The sequence below is a fragment of the Actinophytocola algeriensis genome (genome assembly GCF_014203735.1).
GTDB classification, from domain to species: Bacteria; Actinomycetota; Actinomycetes; order Mycobacteriales; family Pseudonocardiaceae; genus Actinophytocola; species Actinophytocola algeriensis.
Window position 1 is genome coordinate 305236 of the sequence record NZ_JACHJQ010000001.1, and the last position, 24827, is coordinate 330062.

At 71.7% G+C, this 24827-nt stretch carries 23 protein-coding genes; 7 read left to right on the plus strand and 16 right to left on the minus strand.

The window, feature by feature from the left end; all coding sequences use genetic code 11:
• Positions 1–3 precede the first annotated feature (3 nt).
• Entirely contained in the window at positions 4–870 is an 867-nt protein-coding gene (locus FHR82_RS01445) for an alpha/beta fold hydrolase (protein WP_184808384.1), read from the plus strand.
• On the opposite strand, the gene FHR82_RS01450 is transcribed toward FHR82_RS01445, so the two are convergent.
• The 3 genes from FHR82_RS01450 to FHR82_RS01460 all read right to left on the minus strand — a co-directional run bounded on the left by FHR82_RS01450 (position 860) and on the right by FHR82_RS01460 (position 3185).
• Entirely contained in the window at positions 860–1612 is a 753-nt protein-coding gene (locus FHR82_RS01450; protein ID WP_184808385.1) for a hypothetical protein, read from the minus strand. The genes FHR82_RS01445 and FHR82_RS01450 overlap by 11 nt on opposite strands.
• Positions 1609–2145: a SigE family RNA polymerase sigma factor gene (locus FHR82_RS01455; protein WP_184808386.1), complete on the minus strand. Its 537-nt coding sequence runs from the start codon at positions 2143–2145 to the stop codon at positions 1609–1611. The genes FHR82_RS01450 and FHR82_RS01455 overlap by 4 nt, the downstream gene beginning before the upstream one ends.
• 98 nt (positions 2146–2243) lie before the next feature.
• Positions 2244–3185, minus strand: a complete 942-nt coding sequence (locus FHR82_RS01460; RefSeq protein ID WP_311770817.1) for an acyl-CoA dehydrogenase family protein — start codon at positions 3183–3185, stop codon at positions 2244–2246.
• Between the two features lie 113 nt (positions 3186–3298).
• On the opposite strand from FHR82_RS01460, the gene FHR82_RS01465 reads away from it, so the two are divergent.
• The gene (locus FHR82_RS01465) at positions 3299–4843 is read left to right on the plus strand and encodes a serine/threonine-protein kinase (protein ID WP_225943979.1); all 1545 of its coding nucleotides are present in this window, start codon (positions 3299–3301) and stop codon (positions 4841–4843) included.
• On the opposite strand, the gene FHR82_RS01470 is transcribed toward FHR82_RS01465, so the two are convergent.
• From FHR82_RS01470 to FHR82_RS01480, 3 genes are read right to left on the minus strand one after another with little or no spacing between them, the layout of a single operon-like run.
• Positions 4821–5702, minus strand: a complete 882-nt coding sequence (locus FHR82_RS01470; RefSeq protein ID WP_184808387.1) for an acyl-CoA dehydrogenase family protein — start codon at positions 5700–5702, stop codon at positions 4821–4823. The two genes, FHR82_RS01465 and FHR82_RS01470, sit on opposite strands and share 23 nt — an antisense overlap.
• The gene (locus FHR82_RS01475; protein ID WP_184808388.1) at positions 5699–6841 is read right to left on the minus strand and encodes an acyl-CoA dehydrogenase family protein; all 1143 of its coding nucleotides are present in this window, start codon (positions 6839–6841) and stop codon (positions 5699–5701) included. The genes FHR82_RS01470 and FHR82_RS01475 overlap by 4 nt, the downstream gene beginning before the upstream one ends.
• The gene (locus FHR82_RS01480; protein ID WP_184808389.1) at positions 6831–7673 is read right to left on the minus strand and encodes an enoyl-CoA hydratase; all 843 of its coding nucleotides are present in this window, start codon (positions 7671–7673) and stop codon (positions 6831–6833) included. The genes FHR82_RS01475 and FHR82_RS01480 overlap by 11 nt, the downstream gene beginning before the upstream one ends.
• Positions 7674–7714: 41 nt before the next feature.
• Here FHR82_RS01480 and FHR82_RS01485 point away from each other — a divergent pair, with 41 nt between their 5' ends.
• Complete coding sequence (locus tag FHR82_RS01485) at positions 7715–8845, plus strand: acyl-CoA dehydrogenase family protein (RefSeq protein ID WP_184808390.1); 1131 nt, start codon at positions 7715–7717, stop codon at positions 8843–8845.
• Positions 8842–9582 (plus strand): SDR family oxidoreductase, encoded by a 741-nt coding sequence (locus FHR82_RS01490; protein ID WP_184808391.1) that lies wholly within the window; start codon positions 8842–8844, stop codon positions 9580–9582. The genes FHR82_RS01485 and FHR82_RS01490 overlap by 4 nt, the downstream gene beginning before the upstream one ends.
• 63 nt (positions 9583–9645) lie before the next feature.
• On the opposite strand, the gene FHR82_RS01495 is transcribed toward FHR82_RS01490, so the two are convergent.
• Positions 9646–10749, minus strand: coding sequence for a glycosyltransferase (locus FHR82_RS01495; protein WP_184808392.1), 1104 nt, complete (start codon positions 10747–10749; stop codon positions 9646–9648).
• Positions 10750–10792: 43 nt separating this feature from the next.
• On the opposite strand from FHR82_RS01495, the gene FHR82_RS01500 reads away from it, so the two are divergent.
• Complete coding sequence (locus FHR82_RS01500) at positions 10793–12166, plus strand: WS/DGAT/MGAT family O-acyltransferase (RefSeq protein WP_184808393.1); 1374 nt, start codon at positions 10793–10795, stop codon at positions 12164–12166.
• Positions 12167–12225: 59 nt separating this feature from the next.
• Here the strand turns inward: FHR82_RS01500 and FHR82_RS01505 are convergent, their stop codons facing one another.
• From FHR82_RS01505 to FHR82_RS01540, 8 genes are all read right to left on the minus strand, one after another.
• Entirely contained in the window at positions 12226–12840 is a 615-nt protein-coding gene (locus FHR82_RS01505; protein ID WP_184808394.1) for an 8-oxoguanine DNA glycosylase OGG fold protein, read from the minus strand.
• Positions 12841–12922: 82 nt separating this feature from the next.
• Positions 12923–15562 (minus strand): poly(A) polymerase, encoded by a 2640-nt coding sequence (locus FHR82_RS01510; RefSeq protein ID WP_184808395.1) that lies wholly within the window; start codon positions 15560–15562, stop codon positions 12923–12925.
• Positions 15562–17166 carry an RNA ligase family protein gene (locus FHR82_RS01515; RefSeq protein WP_184808396.1) on the minus strand — a complete coding sequence of 535 codons (1605 nt, stop codon included), beginning with the start codon at positions 17164–17166 and terminating at the stop codon, positions 15562–15564. Before FHR82_RS01515 ends, FHR82_RS01510 begins: the two co-directional genes overlap by 1 nt.
• A 193-nt stretch (positions 17167–17359) precedes the next feature.
• Positions 17360–18403 carry an NAD(P)H-dependent flavin oxidoreductase gene (locus FHR82_RS01520; RefSeq protein WP_184808397.1) on the minus strand — a complete coding sequence of 348 codons (1044 nt, stop codon included), beginning with the start codon at positions 18401–18403 and terminating at the stop codon, positions 17360–17362.
• A complete protein-coding gene (locus tag FHR82_RS01525; protein WP_184808398.1) occupies positions 18403–19080 on the minus strand; it encodes a CoA-transferase subunit beta in 678 nt (225 codons plus the stop codon). The genes FHR82_RS01520 and FHR82_RS01525 overlap by 1 nt, the downstream gene beginning before the upstream one ends.
• Complete coding sequence (locus FHR82_RS01530; RefSeq protein WP_184808399.1) at positions 19077–19883, minus strand: CoA transferase subunit A; 807 nt, start codon at positions 19881–19883, stop codon at positions 19077–19079. Before FHR82_RS01530 ends, FHR82_RS01525 begins: the two co-directional genes overlap by 4 nt.
• Positions 19884–19895: 12 nt before the next feature.
• Positions 19896–20636: an enoyl-CoA hydratase family protein gene (locus tag FHR82_RS01535; RefSeq protein ID WP_184808400.1), complete on the minus strand. Its 741-nt coding sequence runs from the start codon at positions 20634–20636 to the stop codon at positions 19896–19898.
• A gap of 1 nt (position 20637) precedes the next feature.
• Positions 20638–21756 carry a steroid 3-ketoacyl-CoA thiolase gene (locus FHR82_RS01540; RefSeq protein ID WP_184808401.1) on the minus strand — a complete coding sequence of 373 codons (1119 nt, stop codon included), beginning with the start codon at positions 21754–21756 and terminating at the stop codon, positions 20638–20640.
• A 106-nt stretch (positions 21757–21862) separates the two neighbouring features.
• Here FHR82_RS01540 and FHR82_RS01545 point away from each other — a divergent pair, with 106 nt between their 5' ends.
• Positions 21863–23080 carry a cytochrome P450 gene (locus tag FHR82_RS01545; protein ID WP_184808402.1) on the plus strand — a complete coding sequence of 406 codons (1218 nt, stop codon included), beginning with the start codon at positions 21863–21865 and terminating at the stop codon, positions 23078–23080.
• A gap of 540 nt (positions 23081–23620) precedes the next feature.
• Here FHR82_RS01545 and FHR82_RS01550 read toward each other — a convergent pair.
• The gene (locus FHR82_RS01550; protein WP_184808403.1) at positions 23621–24103 is read right to left on the minus strand and encodes a MarR family transcriptional regulator; all 483 of its coding nucleotides are present in this window, start codon (positions 24101–24103) and stop codon (positions 23621–23623) included.
• A 55-nt stretch (positions 24104–24158) separates the two neighbouring features.
• Here FHR82_RS01550 and FHR82_RS01555 point away from each other — a divergent pair, with 55 nt between their 5' ends.
• Positions 24159–24791, plus strand: coding sequence for an NAD(P)-dependent oxidoreductase (locus FHR82_RS01555; RefSeq protein ID WP_184808404.1), 633 nt, complete (start codon positions 24159–24161; stop codon positions 24789–24791).
• The last annotated feature ends 36 nt before the right edge of the window (positions 24792–24827 follow it).

Genomic DNA, 24827 nt, shown 5'->3' on the forward strand with positions numbered 1-24827 from the left:
GAGGTGGATATCCAGGAGATCGTGATCAGGACGGGCCGGTTGGACTTCCCCGCGCTCGCGGCCGGTGACGGCCCGGTCGTCGTGTGCTGGCACGGCTTCCCCGACCACCCCATGACGTTCGCGCCGCTGGCGCAGCACCTCGTGACGAGCGGCCGCCGCGTGATCATGCCGTTCCTGCGGGGTTTCCACCCGTCGACGGCCGACGCCTTGACCTACTCGGACAGCATCACGCTCGCCGCCGACGCGGCCGCGGTCGCCGACGCGCTGGGCGGGCCGGTCGACATGATCGGCCACGACATCGGCGCCGGCATGGTGGGCCGGGTCGCCGCCGCGTGGCCGGACCGGCTGAACCGCGGGGTCACGCTCGCCGTGCCGCCACCCGCGGCGCTCACGAAGCTCTTCCAGGACCCGGCACAGCTGCAGCGGTCGTTCTACCTGTTCCTGTTCGCGGTCGAGGGCGTCGCGGAGGCCGTCCTCAACACCGACCGCAAGCTCATCGACCACCTGTGGTCCACCTGGTCGCCGCGGCTGGTGCTCGACGCCGCGCACAAGGAACGGATCCACGAGATGTACGGCGACGAGAAGTACCTCGACAACGTGCTGAAGATCTACCGCGCGAACTTCGACCCGAGCCGGTTCGACCCGGCGCTCGTCGACCACGGCGGCCGCACCGAGGCGGCGGCGTCGAAACCGTTGCTGGTGCTGGGCGGTGGCGACGACGGCTGCATCGACCCGCGCTACTTCGTCGACATCCACGACGGGCTCGCGCCCGGGTCCGAGGTGGAGATCCTGCCCAGGGCCGGGCACTTCCTCCACCTCGAACAACCGGACGCGGTCGCGAAACTGGTCCTCGACTGGCTCAGTAGGTGAACACGGTCGCGAACTCGATCCATTCGTCGTCGGTCACCGCGGGGGCCTCCCTCGAGGTCGGCCATTCCGCGGTGAAGTGGACATCGGTGCCGTCGGGGCGTAAGGCGCTGAAGCCCCTGCGCTCCATGGGTTCCATGCCCGGGATGGGATCGTCGTCGGTGTTCTTGAAGAAGCTCACCTCGGTGCCGTCGGGCAGGGTTTCGCGCCGGACGCAGCTCGGTGCCATGCAGGGTGACTGGCCGAAGTCCTTGCCGACGTAGACGTGGATGTTGAAGTTGCCGATGTCGTCGATGATGTCGCCGTCGGTCCAGCAGCCGGTCTGGTCGCAGCCGAACCCGAAGGTGCTGTGGTCCCACCCGGCCGGGAGGATCCGGTCGAACGCCGCGATGATGTCGGCCTGGAGCCGCGGTTTGCGGACCGCGTTCTCCTCGGGGGTCGCGGGCTGGCGGATGCCCTCGTCCGACGTGGGGCTGGTCGGCTTCGTGGTCGGGGCGGGCGTCGAGGTCTTCGAGGTCGTCGAGGTCGTCGAGGTGGCCGGGCCGGTGGCGGTGGGGTCCCGCACCGCCCCGATAGCCACGGTGAGCGCGCCGATGGCGACGAGGGTGGCGAACGCGGCCGTGTAGACGGCGCGGCGGGCCCGGGTGTGCGCCGCCGCCAGTTGGATGACGGTGTGGGAGTCGACCGGGGCTGGATGTGCTTCGTCGGCCAGTGCGGCCAGGACGCGGGTGATGTCGTCGGTCATGAGTTCAGCTCCTCGAGCGCCTCGGCGTCCAGTCCGGCCAGCGCGGTGCGCAGCGCGGCGAGGCCTCGGGCGGACTGGCTCTTCACGTTCCCTTCCGAGCACCGCAGGATGGCGGCCGTTTCGGTCACGGTGTGCTGTGACCAGTAACGGAGGACCACCGCGGCGCGTTGGCGAGGCGGGAGCTTCGCGAGCGCGACCCGGATGACTTCCTTCAGGTGCACGACCCCGGCGGGGTCACGTTGCGGTGCCGGCGTGTCGGGGACGTAGCCGTCCCGCGCCTCGGCGCGGCGCCACGGGCGGCGCCGCTCGTTCAGCCAGCACCGCAGCAGCACCTTCCTGGCGTACGGGTCCGCGGCGTTCTTGTCCCGCACCTTCGGCCACGCCTGGTACAGCCTGATCAGGCAGGTCTGCACGAGGTCGTGCGCGAGGTGCTGGTCACCGCAGAGCAGGTAGGCCAGTCGTGTCAGCGACGCCGTCGACCGGGTCGCGAACACGTGGAAGCGCTCGTCGTCGCTTCTGTCGCGCGGGCTCATACCCCTCACACACGGCGCGGGCGCGGGAGGTTGCACCGGTCCGCCTCCCCGGATTCAGGCGTGTCACACCGAAGGGCGACCAGTGTGCCGCGGCACGACTAGCGACCCAGTTCGGCGCCGAGGCGTGCGGTGTGCTCGCGCGGCGAGCCGAACAGGTGCGTGTTGCCGTGCGCCCGCTTGAAGTACAGGTGCGCGTCGTGCTCCCACGTGATCGCGATGCCGCCGTGCAGCTGGATCATCTCCGCCGCGACCTGCGTGAACGCCTCCGTGCACCACACCGCCGCGGTCGCCGCGGTGTGCGCGAGGTCGTCGCCGGTCACCACGGCCCGCGCGGCAGCCACCGACGCCGACTCGGCGGTCTCCACCAGCACGTGCAGGTCGGCCATCCGGTGCTTCAGCGCCTGGAACGACCCGATCGGGCGGCCGAACTGGGTGCGCTGCTTCGTGTGGTCCACGGTCAGCTCCAGGCACCGCGCCGCCGCGCCTGCCGACTCGGCGCACAGGGCCGCACACGCCACGGCCCGCACCCGGTCCAGGTCCGGCACGCCGAGCAACCGGCCGGTGCCGACCGGGGACACGGTCGCCAGCCTGCGGGTCGGGTCCATGCCACCCGCGGCCGTGATCTCCACGTCCGAGCGGGACAGGGCGTACAGCCCGTCGTCGCCCGGCAGCAGGAAGACGTCCGCGACCTGCGCGTTCAACGCGTACGGGCCCCAGACGAGCGACGTGATCGCGCCCTCGGCGATGTCCGCCAGCAGCTCGCCCGCGCCTGCCGACTCGGCCGCCGCGGCCGCCACCACCGAGCCGAGGAACGGTCCCGGCGTGAGGCACCGGCCCAGCTCGGACAGCACGACCCTGGTGTCGAGGAACGTGGCGTCGCAGGTCGACGGGGCCGCCAGCGCGGTCAGCCCGAGTGCGGTCAGCCGTGCCCACAGCTTCTCGTCGTGACCGGACGACGACGTCATCGCCGCACGGGTGTCCGACTCGCGGGTGAGCAGCCGGCGGACGGTGTCGCGCAGCGCGTCCTGCTCGGAGGTCACCCGTTCATTCAACCAAACGATTGCTTGGTTGCCTAGGACGTAGCCCGATCAGGTGCATTCGATATCCTCAGGGCTCAGGTCGGGGGCCTGGTCCGAATCCATACAAGGAGTCGTTGGTCATCGAGAAGGGTGCACTGGTCGCCGGCCGCTACCGACTGATCGAACAGGTCGGCAGCGGCGCCATGGGCGTCGTGTGGAAGGCGCAGGACGAACGGCTCGGTCGCACGGTCGCGATCAAGAGGCTGGTCGTCCGCTACGCGCTGTCCGAGTCCATGACCGAGGAGACCCGCAGGCGGGCCATGCGCGAGGCCCGGATCGCCGCGCGCCTCCAGCACCGCAACGCGATCGCCCTGTTCGACGTGGCCGAGCACGAGGGCGACCCGATCCTCGTGATGGAGTTCCTGCCCTCCAAGAGCCTGTCGCTGGTCCTCGAGGAACGCGGCACGCTGACCCCGGCCGAGGCCGCGGAGATCGGTGCGCAGGTCGCGGAGGCCATCGCCGCCGCGCACGCGGTCGGCATCGCGCACCGCGACATCAAGCCGGGCAACATCCTGCTCGCCGAGAACGGCACGGTGAAGATCACCGACTTCGGCATCTCCCGCGCGCTGGACGACGGCACGGTCACCACGCAGACCGGCATGCTCGCGGGCACCCCCGCCTACCTCGCGCCGGAGATCGCCCGCGGCGACGAGTCGTCCCGCGCCTCCGACGTGTTCTCCCTCGGTTCGACGCTCTACCACGCGGTCGAGGGCCGGCCGCCGTTCGGCACCAACACCAACCCGCTCGCGCTGCTGCACGCGGTCGCGTCCGGCAACGTGCCGCCGCCCCGCAACGCGGGCCCGCTGGCGCCGACGCTCATGAGCCTCATGCGCGTGGACCCGACCGAGCGACCCAGCATGCAGGAGGCGGCGGCAGCGCTCGCGAGCACGACCACGGAGCCGCTGCCGGTGCCGGCCACCCGCCAGGCACCCAAGACGCCGCCGCGGCCGGTGATCGCCGCGAACCCGACGCCGCCGCGGCCGATCGTGCCCGCACAGCCGACCGCCGCGTTCACGAGGCCGCCCAGCGCGGCGCCGCAGGCCGGTCCGTCGCGGAAGAACCTGGTCATCGTGGGTGCGGTCGCCCTGGTCGTGCTGGCAGGGACGCTGTTCACGGTGCTCATGCTCACCAACAAGGACGAGCCTGGCGGCACCCGTCAGGCGGGCGGCGGCACGTCGCAGACCGGCGGCGGCACGTCGCGGTCCCAGACCCAGACCGAGGATCCGGACGAGACGACCGAGCCGTCCGACGACGCTTCGAACGCGTCGGACCCTGGCCCGCTCCCACCCGACCCGGCCGGTCCCATCGACTACTCCCAGGCCGGGCAACTGGTGATCAACTACTTCGGCGACGTCCAGAACGCCGCCGCGCGCTGGGCGATGCTGACCGCACACGGGCAGGCGCAGTTCGGCGGCCAGGACGCGTTCAACCAGTACTGGTCGCAGTTCACGGCGGTGTCCTCCGCCAACGCGAACGGGGTGACCCCCAACGCCGACGGTTCGGTGACCGTGCCGGTGGACGTCACCTACACCACCGCGGGCGGCCCGAAGACCGAGCACAGGACGATCCGCGTGACCAGGGTCGCGGGGACGCTGCTCATCGACTCCGCAGCGAAGTGAGCACCCGGCGCCGGTGCCAGGTCTGCGTGCCCCACGCCGAGCGCAGCGCCTTGACCTTCAGCAGCGCCCACGACATGGCGTGCTCGCGGGTGTAGCCGATCGCGCCGTGGACCTGCAGCGCCGCCCGCGCGGCGAGCCAGGCGGCGTCGGCCGCGGCGACCCTGGCCGCCGAGATGTCCCTGGTGTCGCCGGTGACCGCGGCCGCGTGCACGAGTGGGCGCGCGAACTCGAGCGCCACCAGCACGTTCGCGAGGTGGTGCTTGACCGCCTGGAACTCGCCGACCGGCCGGCCGAACTGCCGCCGCTGCGTGACGTACTCGCTCGCCCGGTCCAGCAGCCCGCGGCCGAGGCCGATCAGCTGGGCCGACTGGCACAGCATGCCGACGTCGAGCGCCTCGTCGCTCGCCGTGCCCACCCATTCGCCGGGCCGGACCTCGAACAGCCGCCGCGCCGGGTCGACCGAGGTGAGCGGGGCGCCGACCTCGGCGCGGCACACCGCGTCGCCGTCGACCACGTACGGGGCGGCGACATCCGCGTCCAGTGCGTACGGGACGTGCGGCGGCAGCGCGACGGTCGCGAGGTCGCCGGTGATGCCGAGGGCCGGGGCGACCGCGTAGGACTCGATCAGCGGGCCGGGCACCGCGTGCCTGCCCAGCTCCTCGAACACGACGACCAGCTCGACGGGGAACTCCGCCAGCTCGGTCACGCCGATCTTGGCGAGCCTGCCGAGCAGGTCGAGGCCGGGTTCGTGGTCCCCGGCCGCCCACCGCGCGGCGACCGCCTGCAGGTCCGCCGAGGACAGCAGCGCGTGCACGCTCGCGGCCAGCTCCTTCTGTTCGGTGCTCAGCGCGAACCTCATCGGTCACCTCTCGGCAGGCCGAGCACCCGCTCGGCGACGACGTTGCGCTGGATCTCGTTGGTGCCCGCGTAGATCGGGCCGGACAGGGCGAACAGGTGCCCGGACTGCCAGCCCGGCGGCCGGGGCCCGGCCAGTTCGCCGTCCGCGCCGAGCAGGTCGAGCGCGGTGTCGTGCAGCGCGACGTCCAGCTCGGACCAGAACAGCTTGTTCACGCTCGACTCGGCGCCGAGCGTGCCACCCTCGGCGAGGCGGCTGATCGTGCCGAGCGTGTACAGGCGGTAGGCCTGCGCGCCGATCCACGCGTCGGTCACCCGGTCGGCGACGCGCGGGTCGGGGTTCGCGTGCCACAGGTCGACGAGCCGCTCGGCGCCCGCCATGAACCGGCCGGGGCTGCGCAGTGTCAGGCCGCGTTCGTTGCCCGCCGTGGTCATCGCGACCCGCCAGCCCTCGCCAGGTGCGCCGAGCACGTCGTCGTCGGGGACGAACACGTCGTCGAGGAAGATCTCCGCGAAGCCGGGGACACCGTCGAGTTGCTGGATCGGACGGACCGTGACGCCGTCGGCGCGCAGGTCGAACATGAAGTACGTGAGTCCGCGGTGCCGTTGCGCCCCGGGGTCGCTGCGGAACAGGCCGAACGCGCGGTCGGCGTGGCTCGCGCGGCTGCTCCACGTCTTCTGGCCACTGAGCAGCCAGCCGCCGTCGGTCTTCGTGGCTCTGCTGCGCACCGCCGCCAGGTCACTGCCCGCCTCCGGCTCCGACCACGCCTGCGCCCAGATGTCGTCCGCGCGGGCCATGCGCGGCAGGACCCGGTCGCGTTGCTCGTCGGTGCCGAACGCGAACAACGTCGACGCGAGCAGCGCGATGCCGTTGGCGCTGACCCGCGACGGTGCGCCTGCCGCGTAGTACTCGTCCTCGAACACCAGCCACTCGAGCAGCGACGCGTCACGGCCGCCGTACTCGTACGGCCAGGTCACCGCGGACAGGCGGGCTTCCGCGAGCCCGCGTTCCCACTCCCGGTGCAGGGGGAAGCCCTCGTCGGAGTCCATGGGCGGCAGCGGGTCGCGGGGCACGTGCTCGGCGAGCCAGTCCCGCACCTCGTCGCGGAACTCGAGGGTCTTCGCGTCCAGGTCAAGATCCACTGGCGTTCCTCATCGACCGGGCGTCCAGGCCACCGAGCGAGTCCGTCGAGGTCTCCGCGTTGTGCGCGTGCGCGAAGTGGTGCAGGCCGAACACGGAGTCCATGCCCGCGCGCAGGCCCATCTGGTCCTCGGCCTGGTTCACCGCGCGCTTCGCCAGCGCGAGCCCGAACCGTGGCATGGCGGCGATCCGCCCTGCCACCTCTTCTGTCTCTTTGCGCAACTCGTCGCGCGGGACGACCTTGTTGACCATGCCGAGCTCGTACGCGCGGGCCGCGCCGAACCGGTCGCCGGTGAACAGGAACTCCTTGGCCGCGCGCGGGCCGAGCACCCACGGGTGCGCGAAGTACTCCACGCCCGGGATGCCCATGCGCACCACCGGGTCGGAGAAGAACGCGTCGTCGGACGCCACGATCAGGTCGCACACCCACGCGAGCATCAGCCCGCCCGCGATGCACGCGCCCTGCACCATCGCGATCGTCGGCTTGGGGATCTCCCGCCAGCGGCGGCACATCCCGAGGTAGACCTCCATCTCGCGGGCGTAGCGCCCGTCGCCGCCCGGCTTGCCGACGTGGTCCCACCACATCACGGCCTTGCGGTCGAACGTGGTGTCGACGTCGCGGCCCGGTGTGCCGATGTCGTGCCCGGCTGAGAAGTGCTTGCCCTCGCCCGCCAGCACGATGACCTTGACCTCGTCGTCGTCGACCGCGCGCGTGAACGCGGCGTCGAGCGCGTAGGTCATCGCCGAGTTCTGTGCGTTGCGGTACTCGGGACGGTTCATGGTCACGGTCGCCACGGGCCCGGCGACCTCGTAACGGACAACCCTGTCGGCCACGCTGCCTCCTACCAAAGCAATTGCTTGGTAGGCTAACACCCGTGACGCCGCTGGAGGAGTTCCGCGCGACGGTGCGCGAATGGCTGGCCGACAACCTGTCCGGCGACTTCGCCGCGCTCCGCGGACTGGGCGGGCCGGGCCGCGAACACGAGGCGTTCGACGAGCGCATCGAGTGGGACCGCCACCTGGCCGAGTCGGGCTGGACCTGCCTTGGCTGGCCGCCCGAGCACGGCGGCCGCGGCGCGTCGATCGAGGAGCGGGTCGTCTTCCACGAGGAGTACGCGCGGGCGGCCGCACCCGCGCGGGTGAGCCACTTCGGCGAGGAGTTGCTGGGGCCGACGCTGATCGCGCTGGGCACACCTGAGCAGCGGCAACGGTTCCTGCCGCCGATCAGGCAGGTGATCGAACTGTGGTGCCAGGGCTACTCGGAGCCGGGCGCGGGCTCGGACCTGGCGTCGGTGTCGACGTCCGCGGTGCGCGACGGGGACGAGTGGGTGATCACCGGGCAGAAGGTCTGGACGTCGCTCGCGCACCTGGCCCAGTGGTGCTTCGCGCTGGTCCGGACCGAACCGGGTTCGAAGCGGCACGCGGGTCTGTCGTACCTGCTGGTGCCGATGGACCAGCCCGGTGTCGAGGTACGTCCCATTGAGCAACTGACCGGCGGCTCGGAGTTCAACGAGGTGTTCTTCTCGTCGGCCCGCACGACACACCTGGTCGGCGAGGAAGGCGACGGCTGGCGGGTGGCGATGACGACGCTCGGCTTCGAACGCGGCGCCGCCATGCTCGGGCAGCAGGTCGGCTTCCGCCGCGAACTGGATGCCCTGATCACCCTGGCCCGGGACACCGGCGTGCTGGACGACCCGGTCATGCGGGAGAAGCTGACACGAGCCCGCATCGGCCTGGACGTCATGCGCTGGCACGCACTGCGCACCATCGACGGCGAGGGCGCCTCGGTCACGAAGCTGGTGTGGGCGAACTGGCACCGGGGCCTGGGCGAGCTGGCGATGGAGGTGCTGGGCGCGGCGGGCATGGCGACCGGCGACGACCTCTCCGAGTGGCAGCGGCTGTTCCTGTTCACCCGCGCGGACACCATCTACGGCGGTTCCAACGAGATCCAGCGCAACATCATCGCCGAGCGCGTGCTCGGCCTGCCGAGGGAGGCACGCGCGTGACGGGACACGACCTGTTGCGGGACAAGGTCGTGGTGGTCACGGCCGCCGCGGGCACGGGCATCGGCTCGGCCGTGGCCCGCCGGTGCGTCGAGGAGGGCGCGCGGGTGGTGATCAGCGACTGGCACGAGCGCAGGCTGGCGAAGACGGCGGCGGAACTGGGCACCCACGCGATCCCGTGCGACGTGACGGACGAGGACCAGGTACAGGCCCTGATCCACGGCACGGTGGCGGAGTACGGCCGCCTGGACGTGATGATCAACAACGCGGGTCTCGGCGGCACCAGCTCGATACTGGACATGACCGACGACGAATGGTCCCGCGTGCTGGACGTGACGCTGAACGGCACTTTTCGGTGCACCCGGGCGGCACTCAAACAGATGGTCGCGCAGGGCGGCGGCGCGGTGGTGAACAACGCGTCGGTGGTGGGCTGGCGAGCACAGGAGGGCCAGTCCCACTACGCGGCGGCGAAGGCGGGCGTGATGGCACTGACCCGCTGCGCGGCGATGGACGTCGCGTCGCACGGGATCCGCGTGAACGCGGTGGCACCGAGCCTGGCCGCACACCCGTTCCTGGCAAAGGTGACCAGCGAGGAGCTACTGGCGGAACTGGCGTCGAAGGAGGCGTTCGGCCGGGCGGCGGAACCGTGGGAGGTCGCGAACGTGATGGTCTTCCTGGCCAGCGACTACGCGTCCTACCTGACGGGCGAGGTGATCTCGGTGAGCAGCCAGCACCCGTGAGCTGTGGACCGAAACCGTCGGTGCCCCATGGGACCCCGGCAGCCGGGGGCCGGAGGCCAAGCCTCACGCACCACCCATGATCAACCCCACCGCCTCGTCCACCGGCGGCAGCGCGGCGATCTCGTCCCGGAACCGCGCTGCCGCCACCCGGTAGGAGTACCCGTCAAGAACCCTCTCCACGGCCGCCCGCACCTCGTCCGCCGTCGCGGGCCGGTCCTCACCCGCACCCACCACCAGCCCGGCCCCGGTCGCCGCCACCCGCGCGGCGTTGTCCGGCTGGTCCGCGAACTGCGGCACCACCACCATCGGCACCCCGGCGGCAAGTCCGCCGAGCACCGTCCCCGTCCCGCCGTGGCACACCATCGCCACCGCCGACGCCAGCACGTCGTGCTGCGGCACCCACCGCTCCACCCGCACGTTCGGCGGCACCGGTGACACCTCCCCGCCCGTCGCCAGCACCCGCACCGGCAGGTCCGCCACTGCCTCCACCACCGTCTGGAACGCGGCGGCCGCGAACGGTACCCGCGCGGCGACCGTTCCGAAGGTGACGTACACGAGCGGACCCCACTCCGACGTCGCCGCCGGCACCGGCGTACGGAACCGGTGCGCGGACGGCCCGCCCGGCTCCTCGAACGACTCCGGCAACAGGCTCAGCGACGGCACGTCGAACAGCCGCTCCCCGGGCCCGTCCAGCCCGAGCGACGACCGCAACCCGGCCAGCGCGGGCACGGCGAGCGACGCGGTGAACCCGAGGAACTTCGACAGCCCGATCAGCATCTGCACCGTCCGCACCCCGCGCAGCTCGGCCGCGACCGCCGACCCCAGCTCGCCGACCTCCCGCAACACGACATCCGGCCGCCACTCGTCGATCGCCGACAGCATCCCCGGCAGGATCGACCGGGCACCCATCTCCCCGCCCACGGTCACCGTGACGTCGTTCCGCTCCGCCGGTGGCGCCGCGAGAAACCGTTCCATGAACCTCGCTCGCTCGTCCGGGTCGACGTCCGGGCACGGCCAGCACGGGAAGCCCGCCCGCTCCACCGACTCCGCGAACGACGCGGGCGCGGCGACCAGCACCTCGTGCCCGGCGCGGCGGCAGGCGGACGCGAACGGGACCATCGGCCCGAAATGCCCGTCGTTGGCGGTGGTCGCGACGAGAAGGCGCATCTCGTTCCCCTTCAGGGACTAGGGTTCGGACAGGAGGTTCCCGATGGCCATCATGCCGGTGACGGATTCGATGTTCCTGCTCGCCGAGTCCCGCGAGCACCCGATGCACGTCGGCGGGCTGCAGCTGTTCGAGTTGCCGGACGGCGCGGGCCCCGACTACGTCAGCGAGTTCCACCGGCAACTGCTGTCGCTTGTGGACGTCAGCCCGCTGTTCCGCCGCCGCCCGCGCGGCCCGGTCGGCAGCGTCGGCCAGTTCGCGTGGACCGGCGACGACCACCTCGACCTCGAGTACCACGTCCGGCTGTCGGGCCTGCCGCGGCCCGGCCGGGTGCGTGAGCTGCTGGAGCTGACGTCGCGGCTGCACGGCTACCTGCTCGACCGGCACCGTCCCATGTGGGAGTTCACGGTGATGGACGGCTTGCAGGGCAACCGTTTCGCCACCTACACGAAGGCGCACCACGCGCTGCTCGACGGGGTGTCGGCGCTGCGGCTGCTGCAGAGCTCCCTGTCGGAGGACCCGTCGGACATGGCCGTCCGGCCGCCGTGGTCCCCGCGCGTGCGCACCGACGTGTTCGGCTCCGCGCCGCGCGACCGCGACCACGACTCGGCGTTCGACCCGGTCCGCGCCGTCACCGAGCTGGCCAAGGAGGTGCGCGGTTTCGGCGCCGCCACGGTCAAGCTGGTCAACGAGGCGTTCCGCGAACAGTCGGCGACGCTGTCGTTCCAGGCCCCGAGGTCGATGTTCAACGTGCCGATCACCGGCGCCCGCCGGTTCGCCGCGCAGGGCTGGCCGCTCGACCGCATCAAGGCGGTGCTCAAGGCCACGGGCACGACCATGAACGACGTCATGCTGGCCATGTGCTCCGGCGCGCTGCGGAAGTACATGCTCGACCTGGGCACGTTGCCGGAGAAACCGCTGGTGGCGGCCATCCCGATGTCTCTGCGCACCGACAGGTCCGTTGGCGGCAACGCGATCGGCCTCATCCTGTGCGACCTGGCGACGGACCGGGCCGAGCCGCTCGACCGCCTGACGACCATCCACGAGTCGATGCTCAGGGGCAAGGCGGTGTACCACGGGATGAGCCGCCTGCAGATCACCGCGCTGTCGGCACTGCCGCTGATCCCGCTCGCCGTGGGCACGATCCCGGGGATGATCCGGATCACCCCGCCCGCGTTCAACGTGCTGATCTCGAACGTCCCCGGCCCGCGCAAGCCGCTGTACTGGAACGGCGCCCGCATGCAGGGCGTGTACCCGCTGTCGATCCCGTACGAGGGCCAGGCGCTGAACATCACGGTGACGAGCTACGCGGGCAGCCTGGAGTTCGGCCTGACCGGCTGCCGCCGCACGGTGCCGCACCTGCAACGCCTGCTGGGACTGCTGGACGAGTCGCTCGAGGAACTGGAGAAGGCCGTCTGAGGCGCTGACCGGCGGCGCGGTGCTGGACCCGTCCGGTGACGCTTCCCGCGCGGCGCGGCCTACCTGCCGGACTGGTACCGCGACAACCTTCCGGAGCGGTAGGCCTTCCCCGCGCGGAAGAGCGCCAGTTCGACGGCGTCGGGTGCGGCGCCGGACTCGTGTGCCCACGCGTGGGCGTGGCGCAGGTACTCGCCGTACCGCGCGCCGGTCCACCCGGTTCTCGGCCAGCCGGCCGCCAGCCCCCTGGCGACGAACCGGTCGAGGATCAGCGGCCGCGGCTCGGATCCCGTGTCGTACCCGGCGAAGTAGAGGAACTTCGTGAAGAACGCCGGGCCGAGGTAGGCGATCCGGAAGCGGGTGCGGAGCGCGTCGTACGCGGCGACCGGGCCGCTCTCCCTGAGCAGTTCGAGTGCGGCCGCCAGCCGGAAGCCGAGTGCGTTCAGCTCGTTGTGGGTGAACACCTTGGCGCGCCGGTGCACCGACTGCGCGCCCGTGCCGGCACCCCACACGCACGCGGCGACCAGCCCGCGCGTCACGTCCCCGTTGCCGCAGACCGCGAACACGGTCTCGCGGGTGACGACGTTCGCGCCGTCGAGCTCGGCCGGCCACAGCGCGCTGTCCGGGAGCAGACGCCGCCACCTCGCGGGGTCGAACCGGATGCCCTGTGCCAGCACGTCGTCTCTGCTCGGGGGAGACAAGCCGGGTGGTCTGGTGAGCATGTCCGGGAAGTCGCCGGTGCGCGCCGGTGTGTTTCCGTCACGGCAGTGTCGGCACGCTGTCGGTCCGTTCCACGGTCACGCCGGGCAGTCGCCACGGTTCGGTGATCTCGGCCAGGTCGTCGGCGGTGGGCGGAGTCCGCCCCAGCCCGACAGCGAACCGGACCGGCTCCTCGGAGAACGGCCGCGGCCACGCGTGGACGTCCTCGACCCCTGCCGCTTCCAGCGACGTCAGCAAGGCCCGCACCCGGCCGCGCACCCGGCCGACGTCCTTGCCCGGCACGGTGATCACCGCCCACGCCGCGTGCCTGCGGTGTGGTGCCACGGCGGGCAGCGGATCGCCGCCCGCCAGCACCGTCTCCCACGACGCGTACAGCTCCGTCGTCACCAGGTCCCGCATACCCGGCCCGACCTGCTCCGTGCACGACCGGACCGGTTCCGTGGGCGTCATGATCGTCATGGCGCCGGTACCTGACGCCGGTCCGGTTCGCAGCAGCACCGGTTCCCGCCAGTCCCATGCCGCCCAGCCGCCGAAGAACTCCGCGAGCAGGTCGTCGCCACCGGCTCGCACGGTCCGTGCCGCGAGGATGGCCCACGCGATCCCCGGCAACCCGCCGAACGGCGCCGAGTCCAGTCCGCGCGCCGCCGCCCACGCCTTCACGTGCCGCGCCAGCCAGGTGAACTCCGCCCGCCGGTCGCCGACCGCGGCCAGCACCGCGTCCGCGTCGGTCACCGCACTGAGCGCCACCGCGGCACCCAGCGACGTGTCGTCGGACCTGACGAGCGTCAAGTCCACGCGTACGCCGTCCTGCCGGAACCGCAGCCCCGGCACCCGCGCTCCCACGACCGGCGTGGCGTCCGGCACCGTGACCGCCGACGGATCCGGTACCACCGCGACGAGGTCCAGGTCGGCGCCGGCCCGCGCGCAACCCATGCGCCGGGACCCCACCACGTGCACGACACCCGGTACCGACGGCATGTCAACTTCCGCGGCGGGTGCCACCGAAGGTGCGGGTTCGGGCAGCCCCCGCACGGCGCCGGTGCCCAGTTCGACGGTTGCTCGTGGCCGCATCGGCTCGTCACCGCGCCGGGACAGCAACACGAGCGCGCCGACGGACGCCGACATCGGCACGAGCCCGGCCGCCGCGGGTGCGGACCTGCCGACTGTCAGGTGCGGCGTGAACCGGTCCGACTTCTGGGGGAACCGCGCCACCAACGCCCGCCACAACGCCTCCCACGGTGTCGGGTCGGCGGGGCTCAACCACGCGGTGCCCTGCGGGAAGGTCCGCACCTCGTCGAACAGCACGCCGAACGGCGCGACAGTGCGAGCGGCGTCCGACAGCAGCGGCACCGCCTCGTCGAACAACACCTCCGGCACGAACCCGAACAACAGGTTGACGTGCGGCGGCCACCGCTCACGCACCCCGCGAACCGCGTCGATCCGCGGCCACGACGACTCCGGCGGCAGCCACGCCACCGCCGTCCGCGCGGTCGACGGCATCGCGGGCACATCAGCCCGCGCCCCACGAACCCCGACCCCGTCACCACCGAACCCAGACACGAGTTGCCCCGCGGAGCCCGACGGTTCCGCCGAGCGCGCGTTCGGGTGCGGCTCGATCGCGCCGCCGCGGTGGTCGGACGCGAGCCGCTGCGCCACCTCCGGCGGCCCCGCGTCGGGATGCAGTTCCACCGCCACGCCGTAGTGATCGGACACGAACGGTTCCTCCGTGCCCAGCAACTCCGCAGCCACCGGCCGCAGTCCGCGCACCAGCACCCGGTCCAGCCGTGCCGCCCGTCCGGTCAGCGACGAGACCGCCGCGAGCGGGTTGGCCACCGGGTCGAACGTGGGCTTCTCGTTGCCGCGCACAACCTGCCACGTGTCAACCAGCCCGAGCCGGTCGATCGCCCCGCCGTTGAAGTCGCCCAGCAGCACCACCGGGCAGTCCAGGTTCGCCAGCCCTTCCGCGAGCCGGGCCAGCTCGGCGGCTCGGCGGCGTGGCCCCTGCGGGTGGTGATCGCTCGTCAGGTGCGTGTTCAGCACCGCGACCGGGCCGTCCCCGGTCCGCACCACCGCCGCCACGACACCCTTGTGCCTGCTGAGCACGTGGTGCCCGCTCTCGACGACCGGCAACCGCGTGAGCAGCAACAGCCCGCAGGCCTCGACGTCGTCACCGCCGACGACCGTGTAACCGGTCTCCGCCAGCACCATCGCGAGCAGCGGCGGCTCGACCTCCTGCAACGCGACGACGTCCGCGGCGGCCCGTGCCAGCGCCGCGAGCAGCAACGGACGTCGGCGCGCGGTGTGGATGCGGTGGCTGTCGTACTTGTCCCACAACGTGTTCCACGTCAGCACCCGCAGCGATACCCCGGGTGCCACGGAATCCCGGACGACCGGCGTGCGCGCCGAGAAGAACGGCGCGCGCAACCGGCGCGGCTCGCGAACCCGGCCTGCCGTGGACGTGTCGATCCGGTCCACACCCGCGGCCCGGTCCCACACGACCTCGCCGTCCGCCTCGACGAACAGCACGCGGTGCCACGGGATGTCGCCGCCCGGCACGAACGTCGCCAGCGCCACCCGCTTCGGCGGCGCGCCTCGCACGAGGATCCCGAGCGTGAAGCGCGCCGGGTCGAACCGCTGGTCCCAGCGGACGCGGTGGTAGATCTGCTCACTGGTACGCATCAGCCCACCGCCACGTCGTCGATCGTGCCGCCCGCACCGACGTACCAGGTGCGGTGCGCCTCCCCGGGGTAGGGCGGCGCGAACCGCCGGAACTGCGCGGCAACCACGTCCGCGGGCACCGGGTGGCGCCGCGCCGCGTTGCGTCGGGCGGCCAGGTCCTCGCCGACGACCAGCACGGCGTGTGTGACGAGCGCGTCCCGGCCCGCCGCGACGGTCGCCACCACCGACCGCTGGTGCCGGTTGATCGCGGTGGCGTCCCACACGACGGTGCCGCCCCGGGCCAGTGCCTTGTCCAGCCGCTCAAGCCCTTCCCGCAGCACGTTCGCGTGCTCGCCGGTGCGCAACCCGTCGAGCGACACGACGTCGTCCGCGTCCACAGTGGACGTGAAGGTGCTCTTGCCGCTGCCTGCGGGGCCGACCATGACGACCAGTCGCGGGAACTCGCCGGACCGCCACCGCCAGGTCGCGGCCTCCGCTTCGGCCGGGGTGTGCAGGCGTCCCGTCGCGAAGGCCTCGCGGGCTTCGGACCAGCACCGGTCCCGCACGTCGACGTCCTGGTAGGGCAACGCGGCACGCAGAGGCAGCAGCGGGTCCTCGCCCATGAGCCCGGCTTCCTCGGCGACGAGCGCGGACCACTCCACCGCGGCCGACTCGCCCGCGACCGCGTGCAGCACGCCGAGGTCGGCGGCGACGGCGAGCCGGATGAGCCCCGCGCGACGTTCGTCGTCGGGGAAGTCCTCGCGCAGCAGGGGAGCCAACCCGACGAGGTCCGCGACGCGGCGGGCGAGCCGCATCCCGAGCGGCGCCACGAGGCGCGGCATGAGCCACGTCCGGGGCTTGTCCCGCAACAGGGTGGCGAGCACCCCGGTGAGCCGGGCGTCACCGGTGCGGTCGAACTCCGCGAGATCCGTGACCGCGCTGGTCATCCCGACCGCGTGCAGCACGGCGGGCACGTCGACGGGAAAGCCCGCCCGCACGTCCCACAGCGCGGCGTCCGGCCCGCGGCCGTTCACGACGACCGGCGCCTGCATCCAGTGCGTGCTGGTCTGGACGTGCCCTCGGCGCACCCACTTCGCGACGTGGCCGGGGAAGTCGGCACGGGAGAACCCCGCCACCGTGCGCACGACGAAGCCTTCCTGCCGCGTGAGGTCGAGCCGCAGCGCCCGCAGCGCGCGTTCGTCGAACACGCCGCGCCACAGGACCGGCGGCACCGGGACACCGAGCCGCCGCGCGAAGGCGACGGTGTCGTCCCAGCCGAGGCAGCGGTCCCCGTCCCACACGGAGAACGCGTAGAACCAGCTCGACAGGTCGTCATAGGGCAGCGAGTGCCGGGCGAACACGTTCTCGCCGCACACCCGCACACCCGGCGGGATCGCCAAGCGGCTCTGCAACGACTTCACCCAGGCGCGCGACGGGTGGTGGCCGGAGTCGAGTGACCGGGCGTGCAGCCCGTCGCGGTAGAGGGTGGTGTTCTCCCCGTCGAGCTTCTCGGTGACCACGACCTCGCGCCCGAGGAAGCCGGACAGGTCGGCGACCCGCACGTCGTCGGCCGAAACACCGGGAGACCACGGCAGGTGCGGCGTGCGGGGATAGTGCACCCGCATGACTGACCTCCCCCGGTAGTTGTCCACAGCCCACCCAGTTGTCCACAGTTGGATCAACGCGCCTTGTTTTCTCGCCCACAACTGGTAGACTGGCAAGGCGGGACGCCGCCGGCGTTCGGGTGGGGGTTGGGTACCGGCGGATTTGCGGATCTTGGTGTCAACGTAGAGGCGTTCGTGCGCGCTGGGCCAGCCATTAACGCGGCAGGCGGGCGATCACGTCCTCGGCCTCGGTGACGATGCGGGTGATCAGCTCCGCGCACGTCGGCAGGTCGGTCAGCGCGCCGACCACCTGACCGGACGCCAGCACCCCGGCGTCCGTGTTGCCCTTCACCAGGCCTTCGCGCAGCAGCATCGGTGTGTTCGCGGCCATGACCAGTTGTGACCACGTCAGCTTGCGGGTGCGCCGCATCGTGAGACCCTCGCGCACCACCGAACGCCACGAGAGCCCGGTCATCCTGCGGAAGCGGTTCGCGTTGCGAACCGCGCGTGCGAGGCCGGTCGCGCGGTTCGCCTTTTCCAGACCTGACACGAGTTCGGTACGCAGGACGCGGTGGGGCACACCGTCGACCGCTGTCGTCACCACCGTGTCCGACAGACCGCGTGTCAGGTACGCCTCCTTGACCGCGCGCGGCACCGTGCTCTCCTCGGTCAGCAGGAACCGGGTGCCCATCGCGACCCCGGCCGCGCCGTACGCGAGCGCGGCCGCCAGCCCGCGACCGTCGTAGAAGCCACCGGCCGCGATCACCGGGATGTCCACGGCGTCCACGACGGACGGCAGGAGGATCGTCGTCGCGACCTGACCGGTGTGACCGCCGCCCTCGCCGCCCTGCACCACCACGGCGTCCGCGCCCCGCGCGGCCACCTTCTCCGCGTGCCGCACCGCGCCCACCGACGGGATCACCACCACGCCGGCGTCCTTGAGCGTCTCGATCAACGCCTGCGACGGGGCCAGCGCGAACGACGCCACCTTGACCCGCGTCTCGATCAGCAGCCGCACCCGGTCGGCCGCGTCCACCGCGTCCGCCCGCAGGTTCACGCCGAACGGCTGGTCGGTCCGTTCCCGGACCTCGTCGATGGCGGCCCGCAGCTCGTCGAAAGTCATGGTCGCGGACGCGAGGATGCCCAGCCCGCCCGCGTTCGCCACCGCCGACACCAGCCGCGGCCCGGCGACCCAGCCCATCCCGGTCTGCACCACCGGGTGCCTGACACCCGTCAGCTTCGTGAGCGCGGTGTCCATCACCGGGCCGGGTCCAGCTCGCGGAGGACCGCCAGCTCCTCGGCGGTCGGCTCGCGGGTCACCGGCGGGTCGTCGATGGCCAGCGGGAACCCGGTCTGCTCGACGACCTCGTCGACGGTCACGCCCTGGTGCACGGACACCACGCGCATCGCGTGGCCGGGACCGCCGAAGTCGAGCACGCACAGGTTCGTGACGACCCGGTACACGTCGTGGAACGGCCCGCCGTCCCGGTCGTAGCCCACACCTGACACCACGTCGACCGCGGGCACGAACACGCGCGGCGAGTGCTTCGGCACCCAGTAGCTCGTGCGGTGGTTGACGGTGTTGCCCGGCGCCCCACGTACGCCCAGCAGCTGACGCTTGGGAGCCTGGTGCGGGCCGATGCAGGAGATGTTCTGGTTGCCGTACCGGTCGATCTGGTTCGCGCCCATCACCACGTGCCTGCGCCCGTGTGCGACCACGTCGAACACCGCGCGGTACGGCAGCCAGCCCTCCGGTTGCCCGTCCGCGGTGAGCAACGTCGCCTCGCCGTCCGACAGCACGAGGTCCGGCTCGAACGTCCGCCGCGCGAGCCGCGCGCCCAGCGACGGGACCGGCCCCATCGGACTCGCCAGGATCTCGCCGTCGCCGCGGAACAGCTCGGCGCAGGCCACCACGCACACGTCCATGCGACTCATGCGACCGCCTTCTGGTAAGCGGCTTCGTCGCCGGACAGGTACCGGTCGGCGAAGGACTCCCACTCGCCCTCGGCGTAGGTCTCCTGGAACTTCTCGTCCCGGCCGTAGTCCGGCACGCAGCTCGTGAAGTGCGCGCCGTGCGGGGTCGCCACCACGCCGTCGACCATCATCCGGTTCAGCAGCAACGTCTGCGGCGGCCCGCCGTCGGCGATGTCGTCCACAATGGACTCGCACGAAACATAACGCTTGTCAGCCGCGAGGCAGAACAGGTCGTCGAAGTACGGGTCCGGCCCGAGGTAGCGCGCGTTGCCCCGCCGGTCGGCGCGGTTGAGGTGCACGAGCGCGACGTCCAGGTGCAGTGCGGGCATCGCGACCAGCTCCTCGCCGTCCTCGTACGGCGACCGCACGGTCCGCAGCGACGGGTCGTTCGTGAGCACGTCCGAGCCGAGCCCGGCGCGGATCGGCAGGAACGGCAACCGGTGCGCCGCCGCGCGGAGCCCGGTCTGGAGCATGCCCTCGTCGAACTCCCGCACCTCGATGGCGCCGGACTCGCGGGCCCTGCGGAAGTACGGGTCGTACGGGATCGAGTCCAGCGACACGAACCCGTACACCGCCTTGCGCACCTTCCCCGCCGCGCACAGCAAACCCAGGTCCGGCCCGCCGTAGCTGACGACCGTCAGGTCCTTCAGGCCGGACCGCAGGATCGCGCGCACCAGCGCCATCGGCTTGCGCCGCGACCCCCACCCGCCGATCCCGATGGTCATCCCGTCGGACAGCGTGGACACCACCTCGTCGGCAGTCATCCGCTTGTCCATCTACTTCCCTTCCCCGAACGTGTTCCTGACCTCGTCCGCCACGCCGGTCAGGTTCAGCTCGAACGTGAAACCCTGCTCGTACCGGTAGCTGCGGTGCACGTCCTGCGGGTCGATCCCGTTGAGCGCCTTCTTCGCCGCCCGGATCACGCGCGGGTCCTTCGCCGCGATCTGCTTCGCGACCTCCAGGGCCGCGCCCGCCAGGTCGTCCGGCGGCACCACCCGGTACACCGACCCGAAGTGGTGCAGCTGCGCCGCGGTCACCGTCGACGCCGTGTAGTACATCGCGCGCATCAGGTGTTGCGGCACCAGCCGGGCCAGATGGGTGGCCGCGCCGAGCGCTCCTCTGTCCACTTCGGGCAGTCCGAACGTCGCGTCGTCCGCGGCCACGACCACGTCCGCGTTGCCGACCAGCCCGACGCCGCCGCCGAGGCAGAAGCCCTGCACGGCCGCGATCACCGGTACCTGACAGTCGTAAACCGCGCCGAACGCCGCGTGACAGCCGTGGTTCGCGCCGACCAGCGCCTCGTGCCCGTCGCGCTGGATCTCCTTGATGTCCACGCCGGCGCAGAACCCGCGCCCGGCGGCACGCAGCACCACGACGTGCGTGTCCGGGTCGCGGCCCGCCGCGGTGACCGCGTCCGCGAGCGCGAACCAGCCTGCGACCGGCAGCGCGTTGACCGGCGGGTGATCGATCGTCACCACGACCACGCCCGGCTCGGCGGTCCCGGTCGAGACGCTCATGTCAGACCCGCTCGATGATCGTGCCCGTGGAGAGCGCGCCACCAGCGCACATCGTGATCAGCGCGGTGGCGGCGTCGCGGCGTTCCAGCTCGTGCAGCGCGGTCGTGACCAGCCGTGCGCCGGTGCTGCCGACGGGGTGGCCGAGCGCGATCGCGCCGCCGTTGACGTTCACCAGGTCCGGGTCGGGTCCGTGCACCGACTGCCACGACAGCACGACCGACGCGAACGCCTCGTTGACCTCGAACAGGTCAAGGTCGCCGATCTTCATGCCGCTGCGCGCGAGCAGCCGCTCGGTGGCGTTGACCGGCCCGTCGAGGTGGTAGTACGGCTCGGCGCCGACCAGGCACTGCGTGACGATCCGGGCCCGCGGCGCGAGCCCCAGGGTATGCGCTTTCTCCGCGTCCATCAGCAGCACGGCCGCGGCACCGTCGGAGATCTGCGACGACGAGCCCGCGGTGTGCAGACCGTCCTCGAGCACGGGCTTCAGCTGTGCGAGCGCGTCCAGGCTGGTCTCGCGCAGGCCCTGGTCGCGGGTCACGCCGCCGACCGGCACGACCTCGCGGTCGAAGTGCCCGGCGTCCCACGCCTTGCGCGCCTTCTGCTGCGACAGCGCGCCGAACCGGTCGAGGTCCGCACGCGACAGTCCTCTCCGGACCGCGATCCGCTCGGCCGCGCCGAACTGGTTGGGCAGGTCGATGGCCCAGTCGCCGGGCCGGGGCGTGCCGACGTCGACGCCGACGTTCGACCGCAGCGGCACCCGGCTCATGGCCTCGACCCCGCAGGCGATGCCGGCGTCGATGGCGCCCGCCGAGATCTGCGCGGCGATCAGGTGCATGGCCTGCTGGGCGGAGCCGCACTGGGAGTCCAGTGTCAGGCAGCCGGTCTGGTAGGGGAGGCCGGCGTGGAGCCAGGCCGTGCGGGTGACGTTGTTGGACTGCTCGCCCGCCTGCGTGACACAGCCGCCGAACACCTGCTCGACGAGTTCGGCGTCGATGCCCGCGCGGTCGATCACCGCGCGCTGGGCCGCGCCCAGCAGTTCGGCCGCGTGCAGGCCGGCGAGGACGCCGCCGCGTTTGCCGATGGGGGTCCGCGCTGCCGCCACGATCACCGGGTTTCCCATGAACACAAACTAGAACGCGTTCCGCGCCCAGGCAAGCAGGCGCTTGGTTTGTTGGTCGGCGGTGTGCTTCAATCGACTAGAACGTGTTCCATATCTGCGGGAGGCAATGGTGATCCCGGACGGCTTCGACTTCACCGACCCCGACCTCTACCAGCAGCGGATCCCGGTACAGGAGTTCGCGGAGCTGCGCCGCACCGCGCCCGTGTGGTGGAACGCGCAGCCGCACAACCTCGCGGGCTTCGGTGACGACGGGTACTGGGTGGTGACCCGGCACGCGGAGGTCAAGGAGGTGTCGCGGAACAGCGAGGTCTTCTCGTCCTCGGAGAACACGGCGATCATCCGCTTCAACCCGGACATGACCCGCGAGAAGATCGAGGCCCAGCGCCTGATCATGCTGAACATCGACCCGCCGCAGCACTCGAAGGTGCGGGGCATCGTCTCCCGGGGTTTCACCCCCAAGGCGGTGAACCGCCTGCGCGAAGCACTCGCGGGCAGGGCGGAACGCATCGTGACGGACGCCAGGGAGAAGGGCGGCGGCGACTTCGTGACGCAGGTGGCGTGCGAACTCCCGCTGCAGGCCATCGCCGAACTGCTGGGCATCCCGCAGGCCGACCGGCACAAGGTCTTCGACTGGTCGAACCAGATGGTCGCGTACGACGACCCGGAGTACTCGGTCAACCCGGAGGCCGCGTCGGCCGAGTTGCTGGGTTATGCGTGGGCGATGTCGGAAGAGCGCAAGAAGTGCCCGATGAACGACATCGCGACGACGCTGGTCAACGCCGACATCGACGGTGAGGCACTGGGCTCGGACGAGTTCGGCTTCTTCGTGCTGCTGCTGGCGGTGGCGGGCAACGAGACGACGCGGAACGCGATCTCCCACGGCATGCACGCCTTCCTGAGCAACCCGGAACAGTGGGAGCTGTACAAGAAGGGCCGCCCGGTCACGACGGCCGACGAGATCGTCCGCTACTCGACCCCGGTGATGTCCTTCCAGCGAACCGCCTTGTCCGACACGGAGCTGGGTGGCGTCCACATCAAGAAGGGCGACCGGGTGGGCATGTTCTACAGCTCGGCGAACTTCGACACGGAGGTTTTCGAGTCCCCGGAACGCTTCGACATCCTCCGCGACCCCAACCCGCACCTGGGCTTCGGCGGCACGGGCGCGCACTACTGCGTGGGCGCGAACCTGGCCAAACTGGAAATAGACCTGATCTTCAACGCGATCGCCGACTACATGCCGGACATCAAGCAGGCACACGCCCCGAGGCGGCTGCGGTCCGGGTGGTTGAACGGGATCAAGGAGTTGCAGGTCACGTACGCGTGAGGGTGGCCGCCGGCCCCCGATATCCAGCGTAGCCGCGAGCACCGACATTCAGCGGGGTTCGCGGCCGCGGCCTGTGGACAAGTGTCGAGCTGTCCACAGGCGGTGGTGAGACGCGTCGTTTGTGTCGGTGTGGGCCTCTAATTAGTGCTGCGTCCACCAACGTTTGCCGGGTCCTGCGGCGGGTCCAGCCAAGCCACGGTGATCGCCCGCGCCGGGACGGGGCTGGTATGCCGTGAAAGGCGCGTTCAGGACATCGCCGGCGCCGTGAAAGGCGCGTTGAGGGCGCCCAGTGACCTGAAAGCGCCTTTCACAGCATGGCCTGTGCCGGCGAGGAGCCGCCGGAGGCAAAACCCGCCCGGCGACGACACCCGGCCGGCGAGAACGTCCGGCGAGGACGAACCACGAACCCACCCCGGCCAACGCAAGTGGACACAGCACTACGCTGGATACCGGGGGCCGGCGGCCGGCCCGCAGGCCGCGACAGCTGCTCGCCGCTGGTCGGTGCTGCCCGCTACGAGGCGTGGTCCGGCGATGGCCCCATCACGGGGACTCGTCCAGGTCGCGGGTCGCTGCGTGCCCTGCGGTGGCGGTCCGGTCCAGGAAGTCGGCGATCACCAGCAGGTCGGAGTCCGTGAAGGCGGCGCAGATCTCGTCCAGCGCCGCGTTCATGCCGCTGTACAGCGCGAACACCTCGCCCACCCGCTCCGGCCGTACCTTCAGCACCACGCTGCGCCGGTCGTTCGGGTCGCGTTCGCGGGTCAGCCAGCCGCCCTTTTCCAGGCGGTCCAGTACGCCGGTCATCGTCGCCGGGTGGACGCCTGCCGCTCTGGCCAGGGCCGACGGACCGACCGGGCCCAGCCTCGCCACCAGTTCCAGGCAGTCCAGGTCGCCGTCGCGTAGCTCAAGGCGGGCGCTGATCCTGCGGTTGAGCAGCGCCAGCTCGCTGCGCATGCCCCTCACCGAGTCCTTGACGGAGTTCGTGAGCTTGCGGCGTGCGCGCGCGTCCTGTGGTACCTTCGTCATATAATATGATTTCCGTATCGTACGTTGTGCGTACTTGAATATAGCGGAGGTGGCCGTGAAGCTCGCGGTCTTCGGTGCGACCGGTGGCATCGGGCGTCAGCTCGTCCGGCAAGCGCTCGAGCAGGGGCATGCCGTGACCGCTGTCGCGCGGCGGAACGCCGAGGACGCCGCGGCCGACGGGGCCCGGGTCGCGATCGTGCCCGACTTCTCCGAGGTCGACCGGCTTCGTGACGCCGTCGCCGGTTGTGACGCCGCGCTGTCCGGTGTCGGGCCGCGTACCCGGGCTGACGGCGCCGTCGCTTCCGGCGTCACCCGGCACATCCTCGCCGCTCTGACCGCCGCCGGCGTGCCTCGGTTCGAGGCGGTGTCCGCGGCGCCGGTCGGGCCTCGGCCGGCGGGGGACGGGTTCCTCGACCGGCGGGTGTTGCATCCGATCGTCAGTCGGGTGTTCGCCGCCAACTACGCCGATCTCGAGGTGATGGAGCGGGACATCGCCGCCAGCGGTCTCACGTGGACGGTTGTGCGGCCGCCTCGGCTCACCGATCAGCCGCGAGGGGAGTACCGGATCGCGATCGGCGGGAACCTGACGCGTGCTCGGTTCGTCTCGCGGGCCGACGTCGCCCACCTGATGCTCGCCCTTCTCGACGACGACCGGGCCCGGGACACCGTCGTCGGCGTCGCCCGCTGAGCCGCCCCATCGGGCGGCCGCCCCGGCCCGTTCTGC

Bases quoted from the DNA above. Each gene is read 5' to 3' on its own strand.
- FHR82_RS01525 (WP_184808398.1), bottom strand. From the start codon at position 19,080: ATGAGTCGCATGGACGTGTGCGTGGTGGCCTGCGCCGAGCTGTTCCGC.
- FHR82_RS01510 (WP_184808395.1), bottom strand. From the start codon at position 15,562: ATGCGTACCAGTGAGCAGATCTACCACCGCGTCCGCTGGGACCAGCGG.
- FHR82_RS01515 (WP_184808396.1), bottom strand. From the start codon at position 17,166: ATGCGGGTGCACTATCCCCGCACGCCGCACCTGCCGTGGTCTCCCGGT.
- FHR82_RS01455 (WP_184808386.1), bottom strand. From the start codon at position 2,145: ATGAGCCCGCGCGACAGAAGCGACGACGAGCGCTTCCACGTGTTCGCG.
- FHR82_RS01470 (WP_184808387.1), bottom strand. From the start codon at position 5,702: ATGAGGTTCGCGCTGAGCACCGAACAGAAGGAGCTGGCCGCGAGCGTG.
- FHR82_RS01495 (WP_184808392.1), bottom strand. From the start codon at position 10,749: ATGCGCCTTCTCGTCGCGACCACCGCCAACGACGGGCATTTCGGGCCG.
- FHR82_RS01450 (WP_184808385.1), bottom strand. From the start codon at position 1,612: ATGACCGACGACATCACCCGCGTCCTGGCCGCACTGGCCGACGAAGCA.
- FHR82_RS01540 (WP_184808401.1), bottom strand. From the start codon at position 21,756: ATGGGAAACCCGGTGATCGTGGCGGCAGCGCGGACCCCCATCGGCAAA.
- FHR82_RS01550 (WP_184808403.1), bottom strand. From the start codon at position 24,103: ATGACGAAGGTACCACAGGACGCGCGCGCACGCCGCAAGCTCACGAAC.
- FHR82_RS01530 (WP_184808399.1), bottom strand. From the start codon at position 19,883: ATGACTGCCGACGAGGTGGTGTCCACGCTGTCCGACGGGATGACCATC.
- FHR82_RS01535 (WP_184808400.1), bottom strand. From the start codon at position 20,636: ATGAGCGTCTCGACCGGGACCGCCGAGCCGGGCGTGGTCGTGGTGACG.
- FHR82_RS01545 (WP_184808402.1), top strand. From the start codon at position 21,863: ATGGTGATCCCGGACGGCTTCGACTTCACCGACCCCGACCTCTACCAG.
- FHR82_RS01520 (WP_184808397.1), bottom strand. From the start codon at position 18,403: ATGGACACCGCGCTCACGAAGCTGACGGGTGTCAGGCACCCGGTGGTG.
- FHR82_RS01500 (WP_184808393.1), top strand. From the start codon at position 10,793: ATGGCCATCATGCCGGTGACGGATTCGATGTTCCTGCTCGCCGAGTCC.